We start from the raw sequence: 15,752 nt of genomic DNA on the forward strand, positions 1-15,752 counted from the left end.
TTAGCCTAGCTGTATCAGCTTACCTTCCCCGGCTTTCACGGTTATGTCCGCGCCTGCTTTTAAATTCATAGTCCCTTGCGAATTCATCGACACTTCCTGCGTTGCGATCTTCAACGAGCTCGGGCTCAGGACTTCTTTACCAAAATACTTAAAACCCATCGATATTTCATTTTCCTTGACCTCAAGACCGCTGCTAAACAACTGCCCACCACTTGAAACCTTCAGAGATGCTTCTTTTTCTCTAAAATCCAAACCACTACGAAATGAGTCATGATCCTTGAATTGTATAGTTATTCCTTTTTTATCAAAATCAATAGCACTCCAACGTGAACCATCATGAGAAAACGACTGCAGACACATTTCACTTTCTTTTAGCCTCAGCCAACTTTTATTAACCTCCAATGAAGCATGGTCGTATGCCAATGCTAACGCGCACGAGCCCCCCATTGAATCATCTTTATATACTAAAGACGCACGATTTTCGTTAAGCGAGAGGCTGCTTTTATAATTCTCCGCTCCAGTCCTCACGAGCCTACCGCTAGAACTTCTTTTAAGTTGAAATAGATTTTGAGCGCGTGCCAAAGCGAACTTCGCCACACCGACGACCGATTTGCTCGTTGCTCCAGCCTTGTCACCTTTTCCCCACTGGACAGACTCTGTCGCCGCGTACTCAATTACCGAAGCCGCAGCCATTAACAAATCAAAGCATGCAAAAAATCCGGAGAGATGTTTAAAACACCATCTGATTTCACTATTTTCTTTCGCTACGGCGACGTTTTTTATCCCACCCAAAATCAATACACCCTTATCAGCCTTCAAAAATTTATCGCCGCAGGCTTCATAGGACTCCCCCTCAACCACCGTCTCGCTGCTTTCGGTTACCCACCTTGTATAGGTTCGGCTGATGGCACTCTCGGCAAACGAGCTGCGACTGATTGATCCGGCCGTCACGCTACTGCTAACGCCCGCCACTACGGAGTTCGCGATTCCGCTGATAGATGACGTCGTGGTTGCGGCCAGGCTTCCGGAACTGCCGGCCGTACCGAACCACAGACTTCCGTCTCCTCCCGCCATCGTCGTTGAGCCGATGCCGATCGAACTTTTCCCCGCTGGCGAATGAAGCCAGATACTCTCGTCGCCCTTTGCGTCATCGAGTTGGACCCGATTCCCGCCGGCCGTCTCGATGACGTTCTGACTTTCATTTGCCTGCGTCACCACATTCGGATTTTCCGAATTCGGCAAACTGCCCACAATCACGGGCTGATCCGGATCACCGTCGATGAATGACAGCAGCACCTCGGCATCCTTATGCAGAGGAAAATGCATGCCATGGTTGGTACCAGAATACGGCGTTGCCATACGCAAGCGTGCCGATCCCTTGTTGGGGTCCTTGTCAGTCTTGTCGAACAGCAACTGCACCTTGTACTGTCCAAACTCGTCGAGATCCGCGTACTCTCCCTTCCCCTCACTGTCGATCTTTGCATTCATCGTGCCGGCTACACGGGGTTTGGCCGTCACCCGTTCCGCGCGAAACTGGATGTCGAGGGGAATCGCCCGAAAGCTGTTCCGGTACACGATTTCATTGCTGCGTCCGCTTGAACTGGACGGATTGCTCACACCATTGAGCTGGGCGCCGGCCTGCGAACCCTCGTGATGGACTTCGGTCACGAGATAGCTGCCGTTGAAGCTGCCGCGGTAATGTCCCGTCAGTTCTATCGCGTACCCGCTGCGCAATCCCACCGCTACTCCCTCACCGGAAAAAACCTTCGCGCCGCAAATGATCTCCTCAGCGCGCAGGCTCGCATAGCGAATGCCTTCGTCCGCGTCGAGGAAGTTTTCTCCATATATGGTCACTTCACCGAACCCATCCGCCGACACTTCTTTTCTCGCGGTGAGATCCACATTAGCCTTGCAGTAGTTGTAATCCTGCAGCACAACGGCTTCCGGAAGAGGCTTTTGCCGGCAGACCAGGTTGCGCACGGAATCAGCCGCGACACCTGTATCCAGCGTGTCGTCGGGCCGATAGCTGACCTTCAGCGCGCCCGGCGCTTGCTTGATCTTGTCGTCGATCAGGAGCAGTTTCTCCGCTTTGCCGGAGTGATCGAAGTAGTAGTAGATGCCTTCCTTTTCCATCCACCGCGAGATGAAGTCGAGATCAGTCTCCTCATACTGGCAGACGAAGCTACGCTGCCGATAGCTTCCTTTCAGATTGAACTCGAAGTCGTCAGGCCCGCCTGTTTTCGCCTTCTTCAGGATGCTCTCGATCAACTCCGGAATGGTCTGCTCCTGCAGATAGACTTCCGAGAGCCGGTACAGCGACAAGCGCCACAGTCTCGGCACGAGAACCGCCCGGTAAAACACGTACCCATCCGCACGGTGCAACTGTTCGAACTCCGCGAGCACGCCGTGATAGGGCGTGCTCAACGTTCTCTCCGGCCCGTAGATCGTGAAGGTCGCGGGATTGCGGAGCATCAAGTCGAAATCGATTGCCGCGTCGCTGGACGACAAAGTCAGCGTAAATCGAAAGGGGCGCGAAATCGACTCGAACCCCTCCATCTCGACCACTTCGAACTTGTCGTTGTCCTTGGCGAATGCGCTCGATCTGAAATCGAAACGCCTGTTGGCGGTGATCTGACTGGCGGCTGAGTCCATGTTGATTTTCTGTCCTGTTCTTCTTCGGTGTTGGTGGCGCTGAGTCGCCGACCAACATCAATGGCGTCGGGTTGACAACGCCTGATTGCGCGCGGCGACTAGCCCGGAAAACTCACAACAAAATCGCCGCTCTCGTCCACGCCGAGCGCTACTTCCGGCAACGCCGAGCCCTCGCCCATACGCGTGAGGATCTCCTGCGACATCAACGGCAGCACCGTGCCGCGCAGGATGAAATCGATATTGCGAGCGCCCGTTTCGACTTCCGTACAGCGCGCCGTGATCTGCTCGACCACCGCTTCGGTGTAGGTGAAGCGCATCTTGTTGTTACGCGCAACGCGCCGCACGATCTTGTCCAGCTTGAGCCGCACGATGCCCGCCAGCGCCTCGCCCTGCAGGGTGAAGTACGGAATCACCGTCATGCGCGCAAGCAGCGCCGGCTTGAAATGATTCGAGAGGATCGGCCGCACGGCGGAGAGCAGCGTCGCCGCATCGGGCTTGTCTTCACCGGCGGTCATCTCGGTGATCACATCGGTCGCGAGATTCGACGTGAGGAAGATCACCGTGTTCGAGAAGTCGATCTCCTTGCCCTCGCCATCCGAAAGCATGCCCTTGTCGAACACCTGGTAGAACAGATTCATCACGTCGAGGTGGGCCTTCTCCACCTCGTCGAGCAGCACGACCGAATACGGCCGCTGGCGCACCGCCTCCGTCAGCACACCGCCTTCGCCGTAGCCCACGTAGCCCGGCGGCGAGCCGATCAGGCGGCTCACGTTGTGCTTCTCCTGGAACTCGCTCATGTTGATGACGGTGGTCGACTTTTCGTCGCCGAACAGGATGTCCGCCACCGACAGCGCCGTCTCCGTCTTGCCGACGCCCGACGGTCCGGCGAGCAGGAACACGCCCAGCGGCTGATCGGGATCCTTCAGCCCCGACTTGGCGGTCTTGAGCACTTCCGCGATCTGGTCCATCGCGTGATCCTGCCCACGAATGCGCGCCTTCAGCGTGTCGGCCATGCGCATGACGCTCTGTGCCTGATCGCGCAGCATCTTGCCGACCGGAATGCCGGTCCAGTCCGAAATCACGCGCGCCACCACGTCTGGATCGACGTCGACGTGGACCAATGGCTGACTACCCTGCGCGGCCTTGAACGCTTCAGCAGCGGACGTAATCGCCACGGACAGCGCTTGCAGCGTATCGACCGGTGCATCGCTTGCCTTTGCCGCGTGACGTGCCGCACGCGCTTCCAGCAGCGCGCGTGCCGCGTCACGCTGCTTTTCCCAGAAGACGCGCAATTCGTCCGCCTGCGCCGTGAGCGTCGCAAGCTCAGTATCGATCTCTTCCAGGCGCGCGAGATTGACGGGCTGCTGGTTGTCCGCATCGCGCTCAAGTCCGTGCTTCTCGCGCTGCAAGGCCTGGATGCGGCGCTCCGTATTTTCCAGCACGTCCGGCTTCGCGCTTTGCAGCACCTTGACGCGAGCGCAGGCGGTGTCGAGCAGGTCGACCGCCTTGTCCGGCAGCTGACGTCCCATGATGTAGCGGCTCGACAGCTCGGCGGCCGCGACTATCGCATCGTCGCGCAGCACGACCCCATGCACGTCTTCATATTTCGCTTTCAAGCCGCGCAGAATCAGCACGGCAGTGTCGACGTCCGGCTCGTCGAGCTTGACGAGCTGGAAGCGCCGCGCGAGCGCCGCGTCCTTTTCGAAGTACTTCTTGTACTCGGCCCACGTGGTGGCGGCGATCGTACGCAGCTCGCCGCGCGCAAGCGCCGGCTTGAGCAGGTTGGCCGCGTCGGAAGTGCCCGCCTGACCACCTGCGCCGATCAGCGTGTGCGCCTCGTCGATGAACAGGATGATCGGCCTGGCCGACGCCTTGATCTCGGTGATCACGCCTTTCAGGCGGTTCTCGAACTCGCCCTTCACACTCGCGCCAGCCTGCAGCAAGCCCATGTCGAGACCGAGGATCGTCACGTCCTTCAGCGAATCGGGCACGTCGCCTTCGATCACACGCAGCGCCAGCCCTTCGACCACCGCCGTCTTGCCGACCCCCGGGTCGCCCACGCAGATCGGATTGTTCTTGCGGCGGCGCGCAAGGATGTCGACCATCTGGCGAATCTCGGCGTCGCGACCGAACACCGGATCGAGCTTGCCGGAGCGTGCCTTCTCGGTGAAGTTCTCACAGAACCGCGCAATCGCGCTGCCGTCGCCGCTCGCGGGCGCCGAACCATCGCTTGGGTTGTCACCCGACGCCCCACGCGCGCCGGCCTCGACCGAGCCGCCGCAGATAGCGTCGAACGCACGGATCAGCGTTTCGCGATTCAACGCACGCAGCCGCGCGGCGTAGTCGCCGGTCGCGTAGTAGGTCGGGCGCGCGAGGAAGGCGAGCAAGACCGCTCCGGAACGGATAAGCGGTTCCTGCAGGTCCACCGATGCGATGAGCCAGGCGTCCTGCAGCAATTCGAGCAGGAGCGGCGAGAACGCGGGCCGCCCCGCGTTGCCCGTCTTCATCTGTTCGAGCGACAAGTTGACGGCGCGCTGCATCAGTGCAACGTCGACATCGTTCTGGCGCAACAGCAACGCGATATCGGCCTGATGATCGTCGAAGAGCTTCACCAGCAGATGCTCGACGGTGATCTCGTAGTGACCGCGCGACACGCACAGCCCGACACCATCTTCGAGCGCCTGTTTGCAAAAGCCGTTCAGGCGGCCCACCAGCGGCTTCAGTTCAACGAGCAACATCGTTTGTCCTTTTTTTAGTCTTTCGAGCAATAGCCAGCAAAGGGAATGGAATCCTGCATGAAGCCCGGTTTAAAGGCGGTACTGCACGCGGGTCGCAAGCTCCGCCTCGCCTGGATTGAGCCAGGTGTCGAAGCCGAGCCGCGACCACGGGCCACGCCCCGTGCGCGCAGCGGCCACTTCGTCGCGACGCAGCTGAAGGTCCACTTCCACATCGAGCGGATCCGTCAGGTAGTGGCGCGTGAAAAAGCCAAGCCGCGCATGCGCGGTTCCGCCGGGCAGCATCTGTTGAAATAGCGCTTGCGGCAGATCGCTGAACTCGACCCTGATCGTGCTTTCGTAGTCGTCGACCTCGGAGCCGAGCCACGCGTCCTCGCCGAGGCAGCTCTGCCCCTCCCCAAGCCGCCAACGCTGGTCGTCGGGAATCGGCACTGGGCGCATCACGCCGCACACGACCTCGACGCGGGCGGGCGCGAACGCATCGGCAAGCAGCGTTTTCAGCCCAAGCGCCGAGCGCGGCCGCTGGTTGAACAGGCCCGCGTAGCGCAGCAGTTCCGCGCTCCCCGGCAGCAGATCGGCGCGCAGGTCTGGATCGTGCAGGCCAACGAACGCATACAACTGATTGAGCGACGCCTCGTGACGATCCTCGACAACGCGCTGCTCGACCCGATACTTCGCCCACGCGTCGAAGAGCAGCGGGTACATCGCGTAATGCACGATGTCGAGGAACTCACGCGTAACGTGACGACCCTCGCGCGCCTCTTCGAGCAGATCTTCGGTGTAATAGGTCGGCAGCGGCGAGGCCACGCCGTACAGGCCGAAGAAGTTCGCCGTAATGCGATACCCGCCTTCCGCCGTCGGCTCGATGCGATCGATGTCGTTCTCGGGAAAGCCGAGCGCGAGCCGCGGCCGGATGCGCAGGTTCTCCTGACGAAGCCCCGTGTGACGGTCGTACAACCGTAGCAGCCGGATCGCCTGAAAGTAGGAGTACTTTTCACCATTGGTGAGAAGCAGCGCCTTCACAGCATCGCTTGTTGTCCGAGTCTCGGTGGCCATTTGAATACGGTCCCTGAAAGCGTGTCTTCGAGCTCGACGCGTGTATACGAATTGATGCCGGCGTGGTCGCCGAGAAATCGTTCGAGCACGCAGCCAAAGAGATACAGATCACCAATCCCGGCGTAATGGTCCTCCCGGCAACGAATGCGGATCAGCTGGCCGCGCCGGGTGCCGCCACGGCCCACGAGACGCGTTTCTGCAGTCGCAGCCACGTCGACGATACCTTCGATGCGACGGCGATTCGCCAATTCCTGGCCTTGCGTTCCGGCAAATACATAAAGTCCGAGCAGCTTGCGCAAACTATCGGCGTTCGCCAGCGACGCCAGATTCAGCGACACGTGCGAAAGCAGGCACCACAACAGTTCTTCGCCCGCCGGCGGATCCTGCGCTGGCGTGATCGCGCGAATATTGGCGAAACTCATCCGATCGGGCGACGTGCTGGTCGCGACGTTGATGTCGCCCGCTTTCAGACCCTCCGGCAGTGAGCGGTTCGTACAGGTAACGCGGATCGACAGCGTCTCGGGCAGCGGCGTTTCGGACGGCGGATAGTTCAACGACAGATACACGTCGCTGCCCCGCTCGACGTTGGAGCTTTTCTGCGTCGTTCGATAACTGAGTTGCGTGCCGCGTCCGTCGTGGCGGAACATGCTGAAGGGCTGGTAGACGCGCTCCCGCGCGTTGCCCTGCTGATACCCGAGCACCTGATCGACCGAATAGATCTGAAAGTGACGACGGTCCCGTCCTTCCGGATTCACCCGATATTCCGCGACGCGATGATCGTGCGTGATCGGGTCTGCGGCGTGCGAGAACAGGTTGATTGCCGGAACCACGTTGAGCAGAAAGCTTTCGGCGTTGATCTCCGGCATCCAGCCATGCAGCGCATCGAGCGTCATGACGATGCTGAAGCTCGTGCCTTTCGCATTTGCCGACCAGTTTTTGAGCCCAACGATATCGACGAAAAGACATTTCTCGGGCTGCGTGAAGAATTCCTGGATCGTGCGGTAGCCGCTCATCGCGTGACTCGGCCAGGCGAGCAGTTCGGTGTCGAATCCGCTCGCGCGCAAGCTCTTTGCGCCTACCGAGATCCGCTCGCCTCCATGGCTCGATATACGCACATCAGTGACGTGGCGCATCAACAGCAGCAGCAAGCGGGACGCCGCGACATAGCCGCCGTTCAGGAACAGACGGATGGAGTCGCCGTTCCACTGCGCGATGCTGAGACCGTCGTCCATTTCGAAGTCGATCATCAGCACCGGCGCCGCGCCGGCGTGGCTCAACAGATTCACTTCGGCGATCTGCAACGGCTCGACGTCGAGATCGCGGGTGGTGCGAAAGCGGCACGACGTGCCGTCCACTGGCACCGACGCGAGCTCGCTGCCAGCCGCAACCCGCGCTGCCCCCGAGCGTCGGCCTTTGGCCGAAAACCCGATCAGGGTCGACGCCGGCACTGGCCGCAGATAGTGCGGAAACAGCAGATTCGTGAGTTCCTGGATGAACTCGGGAAACTGGTCGTCCAGCTTCTGGCGCGTGAGACCCGTGAGAAAAGCAACCCCTTCCAGCAGGCGCTCGACATCGGGGTCCGCGGAGCTGCCCGACAGCATCGGAGCGATGCCCGGATTCGCGCGTGCGAACTCAGCTGCCAGCCCCTTCAGCTTGTTCAGCTCATCCTGGTAGTATCGATTGAACATGCGTGACTGCTTCAGCTGGATCGAAAAGACAGAGTGCAAACGGGATGAAATCAGCCGACACTGACGCGGCCGTTGGCGCCAACGGTGGTCGACAAACGCAGCGGAATCTCCCGATCCGCGACTTCGAGCGTGCCCTCGAGAGCGAAACGGATCGACAGCACATCCGTTTCCTCGCGATTGAGCGTCACGCGCGGCGACTTGATACGGGGTTCGTAGCGCACGATCATGCGGCGAATCTCTTCTTCGATCTCGCGCGTGGACCCCATCGAAGTCGTCCCGGCAAGGTTGGTGAAGTCGGGCACACCGAATAGTGGGTCAATCGGCACGCTGCCTTGCCGGGTATTGAGCAGACGGCTGAGGTGGCTCATCACCGAGTCAATGAGCGCGTCAACCTTCGTTTCGTTGGTACGCTCTTGATCCGGGCCCCACCTCGCGATTCGCTCCAACAGCCGCTGCTCTCTCACCGTCGCTCCAGCTCAGGTTGGGTTCAGGACTTCGGCGCGAGCCAGGAATCTTCGGCTTCGATGCCGTCCGGATCGAACGTCCAGGTGATCTTCTCGTAGGTGAACGAGATATCTTCCATGTGACCCAGTTGCTTGTTTTCCGGCGACAGGCAGTTCGGCGTCCACGACCGCATATTGGTCAGGATCGCATTCGACAGTTTCACGGTGTAGTACTTCTCCTCCGTACCCTTCGGCGAAATGCGATAGAACTCCAGCGTGACGTTCTTCATCTGTTCGCCCGACGTCAGCGCCTGAAACAGCTTTGGCGAGGACTTGTCGATTTCCTTGGTCAGCGTCATCGGCAGATGAACACGCTTGCCGGTCGGCAGCCCCGTTTGCGGACTCTTCGGAATTTCGATGGAGTGGTCGACGGCCTGGAGGAGAATCTTTCCTTCGTGGCCCTGAACCTTGGTCGAGCCCTCGATCTTGCCCTGGTTCTGGCCTTCGAGAGTGAGATAGCACGGCATTGGCATAGTAATCCCCGTTTTACGGCAGTAAATAATTAGTGGTACGGAATTGAACTGCGAGTCGCGTTCGACGTCTCGCACTGACTTCCATTTCGCCACGGCGGCCAGCCGACCGCCGTGGTTTTGCTCAACTGCTGTTCGTGTGGCTCATGTTTCACCTGTTGCAAGACGCGACGACCGGACTGTCGCTGTCTTTCCAGGTTGCGTTATCGATGAAACATGGCCTGTTTCACGGCAATTTTCCGCCTACTTTTTTTCCAGCTTGCCCACCAGGGACAACGTGAACGATGCGCCCATGTATTTGAAATGAGGACGCACTTTCATATCCACGCGATACCAGCCCGGATCGCCTTCAACATCGGCCACGACGATCTCCGCCTGACGCAGCGGACGGCGGCTGCGCACTCCCTCCGCGGGATTGTCCATATCCGCAACGTACTGGCGAATCCACATGTTGAGCTCGCCTTCGAGATCGACGCGCTCTTTCCACGTGCCAATGTTCTCGCGCTGGATCACCTTGATGTAGTGCGCAAGACGGCTCACAACGAACATGTAGGGCAGTTGGGTGCTGAGCTTGTAATTGAGTTCGGCTTCCTTGCCTTCCTTGGTATTGCCGAAAAACTTCGGCTTTTGCGCCGAGTTGGCAGAGAAGAATGCCGCATTGTCGCTATTCTTACGCATCGTAAGCGCGATAAAACCCTGCTCCGCCAGTTCGAACTCACGACGCTCGGAAATCAGCACTTCCGTCGGAATCTTGTTCTGCAACTCGCCCATCGATTCATACGTGTACACGGGGAGGTCGCCCACCGTGCCACCGCCTTGAGGTCCGATCACGTTTGCGCACCAGCGGTAATCGGCGAAACTCGCCGTCAGGCGCGAAGCGAACGCAAAGGCCGCATTACCCCACAGGAACTGGCTGTTACCGCCCGAAACGTCTTCCTTGTAATTGAACTTCTTGGCCGGTACCGTATCCGCCCCATAGGGCACGCGCAGCAAAAAGTGCGGCAAGGTGAGGCCGACGTAGCGGGCATCTTCCGATTCACGGAACGCATTCCATTTGACGAACTGCGGGCCTTCGAAAATCGATGAAAGATCCTTCAGATTCGGCAGCTGATCATAGCTGTCGACACCGAAGAATTGCGGCCCCGCTGCTGCGATAAAGGGCGCGTGGCTCATGGCAGAGACATTTGCCGCGTACTGCAGCAACTTCACGTCCTGCGTGCCCGGCCCGAACTCGTAGTTCGCCACGATGGCGCCGAACGGCTGGCCGCCGAACTGCCCGTATTCAGCGGTGTAGAGATTCTTGTAGAGACCCGACTTGGTGATGTCCGCTGCGTCTTCGAAGTCTTCGAGCAGTTTGCCCTTGCTGACGCTCAGCACCTGAATCTTGACGTTCTCGCGAAAGTTCGTGCGGTCCACCAGGAACTTCAGCGAACGCCATGCCGATTCCATCTTCTGAAAGTCGGCGTGATGCAAAATCGCGTCAACCTGCGCGCACAGCTTTTGATCGAGGTCCGCGATCATGCTGTCGACGGTCGCCTGCGTGATGCGCTCGACCGCGAGGTTCGGCTCCAGTAGTTGCGAAATAAAGGCCTGGATGCCCTGGCGCGTAATCGAATAGGCTTCGTCGCCTGGCTTGATCCGTGCCGACTCGATCAGTTGATCGAGCAGCGAAACGGTTGATTCCGATTCCGTCGTGACCGCGCTTCCCGGTCCTTTTTCCAAATCACTCATGTGCGGTCCCCGCTGCGTCCACCGATAAATACGAAAGTCACTTGTCTTCGATGCCGAGTTCGCTCATCAAGCGAGCGCGCACGCCTTGATCTTCGATCAGTTCCTGAACGCGCTTTCGGAAATCCGGAATGTTGCCGAGCGGCCCCTTCAGTGCCTTGAGCGCATCGCGCAAGGCGATCATCTGGCGCAATTCCGGCACCTTCTCGACGATCGCATCGGGAGAAAAGTCGTCAATGGAGTCGAACTTCAGACTCGTTGCGAGTTGTTCGCGCCCCTCGGCGTTCGCCTCCAGTCGGTTCGGCACCACGAGATCGAGCGAAAGCTTTTGCCCCTTGAGCACTTCGTTGAAGTTGTCCTTGTCCACGCTGGTCGGCTTCATCTCTTCGAGCGGCGTGTCGTCATCGCGCAACGTGAAGTCGCCGAGCACGAGCAATTTCAGCGGCAACTCGACTTCCGCTTTTGCATCTCCGGTGGCCGGACGATACACAATATTGACTCGCTCCTTAGGAGCGACTGAACCGTCGGATGCCATGCTTACCCCCAATTCAAAAACAACGAAAGTTGAAAACCCAAGCTATTTTTATGATCTTTTTGATACGTTCCGCGAAAAATCTGCTACAGCCAGTGCTCGCTAGTGGAATCGCTCATCTGCCGTTCGAGCGCTGTATGTGCGTGGGCGTCAAGGTCGGATAGCTTCGCCTGCGACAAGCGCCAGCGGTCTTCCGAACGAAGCCATTGCCCCCTTCTGCGGGGCAGCGCACAGTCCTTACAAGTCATCCAGGGAAAAATCGTCCAGCGGGTGTCACAAATACCCTCCTGAAAGACCGCGAAAATTCGACCCGGCGCAAGCGCACCATGCCACCTGAACGTACTGGCACATCATTTCTCGAGCAACACAATCTCAACTCGAGTTCAGCTTTCTTCGGTTGTCGCATTGAGGCTGATTTCAAGCGTTGAGGTTCGTTTCCCGCCACTTTCGATGGCTTCTCCTCTGGCGTTGACGCCTGCCTCCAGCCTTTCACAACCTGTCCGATAAGCAGGACGTGATCGGCGAAAATCGTAGCACCGGCCCGAAAAATTCACTTGACCGTGCGTCTCAGTTTTTCAGCGATCACGCCTCAAATGACCAAGCCAGGACTCGCCCCGGAAAGCCATCGTTGCTTACAAACGCCGTACGGACTTTCGTGGGCGTTGCAGTCGCTCCCGCATCGGATACAATCGGCCAACCCGCGGCGTCACGTTACGCACGGCCGGAGTCAAAATAATGGACCAATACGCTACCCGGGCCGCCAACCGGCCATCGCAACCATCGTCGAGGGCTATTGCGCATAGCCACGTTGATGTCGCCTCGCTCCCCGCAGCCAACCGCTCGCGGGTGCGCTTCTCGACCGATAAGCACCGCGCCTTCTTTTTTTTCTGGAAGGAGAGCTTGCGCGACCGCAGTAGAGAAAACGATTTCAGCCCTATCGTTCGCTTTAGCGCAAATGATTGTCAGAAATCCTGACGATTCAATAGCGAAACTGACTTTAACACCACCGTTTGAGCACGTGCTTCAGACGTGTAGCAGTCGAAATTGATCTGTTCAATCTTAAAATGCAATACCTGAGACTAAAATGGCCAACCAATTCGAAATGATCGGCACCGTCCTCGTAGCCTGTTTGCAGGGGAAGCTAAACAGCACGAATGCGGAGCAAACGGAGGCGCAAATCCTGCAGCACATCAACCGGGGCACAAACCAGTTGGTGATTGATCTTGGGGAGTTGGACTATATTTCCAGCGCCGGGCTGCGGGTCGTACTTGTGACCGCGAAACGGCTCAAACAGTCGGCCGGCCAGATGGCACTTTGTGGCATCAGCAACCCGATCCGGGAAGTTTTTGAAATCAGCGGATTCTTCAATATTCTCGATGTGGCGGAATCGCGCGAGCAGGCGCTCTCGCGCTTCAACCAGACCGCTTGAGCTAAGGCTAATCTCGCCGCAACCAGACCAGAAGTGAGAGCGAGCTCGACAATATTGCTCGCCTCATTCGGGCGTCGGCGTATCTATGCGCTTTGAAAGGCTGATTCGGTTACGCAGCTCGTCGCGCTCATAAGTCATCCTGTCCATCATTTTCCGGGCGATATAAATGCCAACGCCGCCGACAGGTCGTTCTTCGACGCCGCTCGTCACGTCCGGATCAGGCAAACTTAACGGGTCGAACGGCACACCGTCATCGATTATCCACGCACTGACCTCACTGTCAGTGATGCTTAGATGAACCTGGATGGGCTCGCGCGCAGCACCGTACATGACAATATTGCTAATCAGTTCGTCAAATGTAAGCGCAAAGCACTGCACTAATGAACTGTGCAGGCTATGGTCCGCAAAAAATTGCTGCAGTTTATCGAGCAATCCGTTGATGTCGGGATCGGCAGGGGCGAGAGTCGCGTCGAATGTGTGCTTCACTGCTACTCCATAACGAGCGACATCGCCCCAAAGCGCACCGCGAAACAGGTAATATCGTCAGACTGAGGCGCGTCGATCGCGAACGCGACAACGTCATTGACCAATTGGCTCAGCAACGCCTCCACAGTCAATTCCTCCCCTCCGGTAAGACAAGACGCGAGGCGTGCCTCGCCGTATTGCTCGTTGACCGGATTGAACGCCTCTGTAATACCGTCGGTATAGAGTAGCAGCGTAGAGTCGGGCTCCAGCCGCATGCGCCCCTGCTCGTAAGCAATACCATCCATTACACCGAGCGCCATACCTGACGTTCGCTGAACCGCTGATACCGTGCCGTCCGCGGTGATCACATATGGCGAATTATGGCCCGCATTCGCATATTCGAGTTCACCCGTGCGGATATCCAGAATGCCGTAAAACAACGTCACGAACATCGTCGCTTCATTATCCTGGCTCAAAAGGTCGTTAGCGAGGGCAAGACAAGCTGCAGGGCCGCTAGCACCGGGCGCGATCGCGCGCAGCAGCGTTCTCGCCACTGCCATGAAAAGCGCTGCGGGCACACCCTTGCCTGATACATCCGCGATGACCATACCGATCTTGTTGTCGGAGAGCCAAAAATAATCGTAAAAGTCGCCGCCCACCTCTTTTGCCGGAATCATGCGCGCGAACATCTGCAGATCGGGGCGCGACGGAAAACGCGTAGGGACAATGGATTGCTGCATACGCCGCGCAACATCCAGTTCCTGCTGGATCGACACGAGTTGCGTATGAGCGTTGAAGACATGTTGAATGGTGAGAAACCAAGGGCGCCAAGGCCGGGGAATATCCGGAATCGACTTCACCGAGCCGCGTTGTTCATCCTGAATGTAGCGCACGAGCTTTTGCGCGGGAACGATCACGTCGCGATACGCAAACCGGCTTGCAGTAACCAGCATGATGGCCAAGCTGATAAGCAGCAGGAACATGCTCGGCAAACCGGTTTGCAGCGCCGTACTGACAAGGGCCCACTGCGGCGCAAGCAAGACAAGTCGAAACGGCGAGTTCTGGATGGCTACGGTCTCGACGTAATAACCGTGCAGCAGCACCAGGCGTCCGGTCGACGCTTCCAGCGTCGCGTTCATGTCTTGCGCCAGAGAACGTGGAAAGGCCACGGCCGCTGACTCGACCCCGAGCGCGCCATCATGGACCCGCGTTGGATGCGCGATCAGTTGCCCGCGGTCGTTGATGATGAACAGTGTCCCGAACGGGCTGCGCCAATTCCGCAGGAATTGATTAAGCCAATTCAGCGTGACATCTATCGAGACTGCGCCGAGAAAGGCGCCGTCCCCATAGACGCCGGCCGAAGCCGTGATCATCACCCCCCGCCCCGCCTGGTCCAGGTACGCGGGCGACCACACCACGGCTCGCTTGGGATCGGGAGCGCGTTCGACGCTGTCCAGAAACTCACGCTGCGCCGCCGTATCGGTGTAAAAGAATTCTTTTGACGAGGCCCACGGATACGCGTTGCTGAAGCGGCGCCTGGATGAGTAGTAGGCCCACGTCACACCCGCCAGGTTCGCCTTGATCGCCTTGAATACGTCATTCAGACTCAACGCCATTTCGAGCTCCTTGTCGAGCGGCGGCGCAGGCGAATCTATCAGACCGGTAAGGTTTCCGGCATCTGCTGTCGTCCAGGGTGGCGGCAAACGGTCGAGGCACACGCGGCCCGAGTCGGGGCAAGGCTGAAGCGCCCGCCGCAACTGGGAAGGCCGCGCCCCCTCCGGATGCAGACGATACCAGCTCTGCGCGTGAATACGCATCTCGTTGACTGCGTCAGCGTTGCTTTTGACTATCGCATCGAGCACGACGGCTTGCTCCTGCACGCTTTGCACCAAGCTTGCCGTTTCCGCGCCAAGTATCAGCTTGAACCGAAAATAGACGAGTGCACAAGCAACGAGGAGAACGCCGACAAACGTGCCCCACATAACACGGTTGTAGCGCTTGAATAGCACAGCTGTAAGGTCGACCATATGTCCTGCTACTCGCTCACGTACCACGCATCCGATAAACCGTTTCCATCCGACCTCACCTTCGCTGACTCCGTGATTCTCGCAGGCTTCTATATAGGTTCGTTTCGCGTCGTGAAGCGCGAAATCGTGTGAACTTTCACTGCACGGAAAAAAAACGACGGTATCAGACCGCCTCTATATCGTCTTTACCGTGCGTCTCAGAAGTCGGCCCTGAAGAATTCGTCTTGCCGCCTCGGCGGCATTACGCCTGCGCCAGCGCAACTGAACCGCCCCGGGAATCATGGAGGCTGGCTGGTTTAAGTTAATGCTGGTTCTGCGGTGGCAACTGTTTCAAGTGGCCGCCAATAGCGTGCGCGAATTGCTCATCCCGACGTAAAGCTCTCTGCGCTGCAAACCCCTCCCAAAGGTCCCACTCCGGAGCGCGCAGGGTCCAGGTTTCCCGTAAATCGACATATAACGGAGCTATT

At 58.3% G+C, this 15,752-nt stretch carries 12 protein-coding genes; 2 read left to right on the forward strand and 10 right to left on the reverse strand.

Going from position 1 to position 15,752, the window contains the following annotated elements; genetic code table 11:
* From U5A65_RS14660 to tssB, 8 genes are all read right to left on the reverse strand, one after another.
* Window positions 1–2,652, reverse strand: coding sequence for a type VI secretion system Vgr family protein (locus U5A65_RS14660; protein ID WP_321946676.1), 2,652 nt, complete (start codon window positions 2,650–2,652; stop codon window positions 1–3).
* Window positions 2,653–2,750: 98 nt separating this feature from the next.
* The gene (gene tssH, locus U5A65_RS14665; protein WP_321946677.1) at window positions 2,751–5,390 is read right to left on the reverse strand and encodes a type VI secretion system ATPase TssH; all 2,640 of its coding nucleotides are present in this window, start codon (window positions 5,388–5,390) and stop codon (window positions 2,751–2,753) included.
* A gap of 69 nt (window positions 5,391–5,459) precedes the next feature.
* Window positions 5,460–6,410 (reverse strand): type VI secretion system baseplate subunit TssG, encoded by a 951-nt coding sequence (gene tssG / locus U5A65_RS14670; protein WP_321946678.1) that lies wholly within the window; start codon window positions 6,408–6,410, stop codon window positions 5,460–5,462.
* On the reverse strand, window positions 6,407–8,131 hold the full coding sequence (gene tssF, locus U5A65_RS14675; protein ID WP_321935729.1) for a type VI secretion system baseplate subunit TssF: 1,725 nt from the start codon (window positions 8,129–8,131) through the stop codon (window positions 6,407–6,409). The genes tssG and tssF overlap by 4 nt, the downstream gene beginning before the upstream one ends.
* 50 nt (window positions 8,132–8,181) lie before the next feature.
* A complete protein-coding gene (gene tssE / locus U5A65_RS14680) occupies window positions 8,182–8,595 on the reverse strand; it encodes a type VI secretion system baseplate subunit TssE (RefSeq protein WP_321910591.1) in 414 nt (137 codons plus the stop codon).
* Between the two features lie 23 nt (window positions 8,596–8,618).
* Window positions 8,619–9,107, reverse strand: a complete 489-nt coding sequence (locus tag U5A65_RS14685) for an Hcp family type VI secretion system effector (RefSeq protein WP_321910590.1) — start codon at window positions 9,105–9,107, stop codon at window positions 8,619–8,621.
* A gap of 240 nt (window positions 9,108–9,347) precedes the next feature.
* Window positions 9,348–10,835, reverse strand: a complete 1,488-nt coding sequence (gene tssC, locus U5A65_RS14690) for a type VI secretion system contractile sheath large subunit (protein ID WP_321910588.1) — start codon at window positions 10,833–10,835, stop codon at window positions 9,348–9,350.
* Window positions 10,836–10,872: 37 nt separating this feature from the next.
* A complete protein-coding gene (gene tssB, locus U5A65_RS14695) occupies window positions 10,873–11,367 on the reverse strand; it encodes a type VI secretion system contractile sheath small subunit (protein WP_321910586.1) in 495 nt (164 codons plus the stop codon).
* 732 nt (window positions 11,368–12,099) lie between these two features.
* Here tssB and U5A65_RS14700 point away from each other — a divergent pair.
* Window positions 12,100–12,339 carry a hypothetical protein gene (locus U5A65_RS14700; protein ID WP_321946679.1) on the forward strand — a complete coding sequence of 80 codons (240 nt, stop codon included), beginning with the start codon at window positions 12,100–12,102 and terminating at the stop codon, window positions 12,337–12,339.
* A 109-nt stretch (window positions 12,340–12,448) separates the two neighbouring features.
* On the forward strand, window positions 12,449–12,793 hold the full coding sequence (locus U5A65_RS14705) for an STAS domain-containing protein (RefSeq protein WP_321946680.1): 345 nt from the start codon (window positions 12,449–12,451) through the stop codon (window positions 12,791–12,793).
* Between the two features lie 63 nt (window positions 12,794–12,856).
* Here the strand turns inward: U5A65_RS14705 and U5A65_RS14710 are convergent, their stop codons facing one another.
* Both U5A65_RS14710 and U5A65_RS14715 read right to left on the reverse strand, forming a co-directional pair.
* Entirely contained in the window at window positions 12,857–13,279 is a 423-nt protein-coding gene (locus U5A65_RS14710; protein ID WP_321910582.1) for an ATP-binding protein, read from the reverse strand.
* Between the two features lie 2 nt (window positions 13,280–13,281).
* On the reverse strand, window positions 13,282–15,285 hold the full coding sequence (locus U5A65_RS14715; protein WP_321946681.1) for a SpoIIE family protein phosphatase: 2,004 nt from the start codon (window positions 15,283–15,285) through the stop codon (window positions 13,282–13,284).
* Between the last annotated feature and the right edge of the window lie 467 nt (window positions 15,286–15,752).

Source organism: Paraburkholderia sp. J10-1 (assembly GCF_905220165.1).
GTDB lineage: Bacteria > Pseudomonadota > Gammaproteobacteria > Burkholderiales > Burkholderiaceae > Paraburkholderia.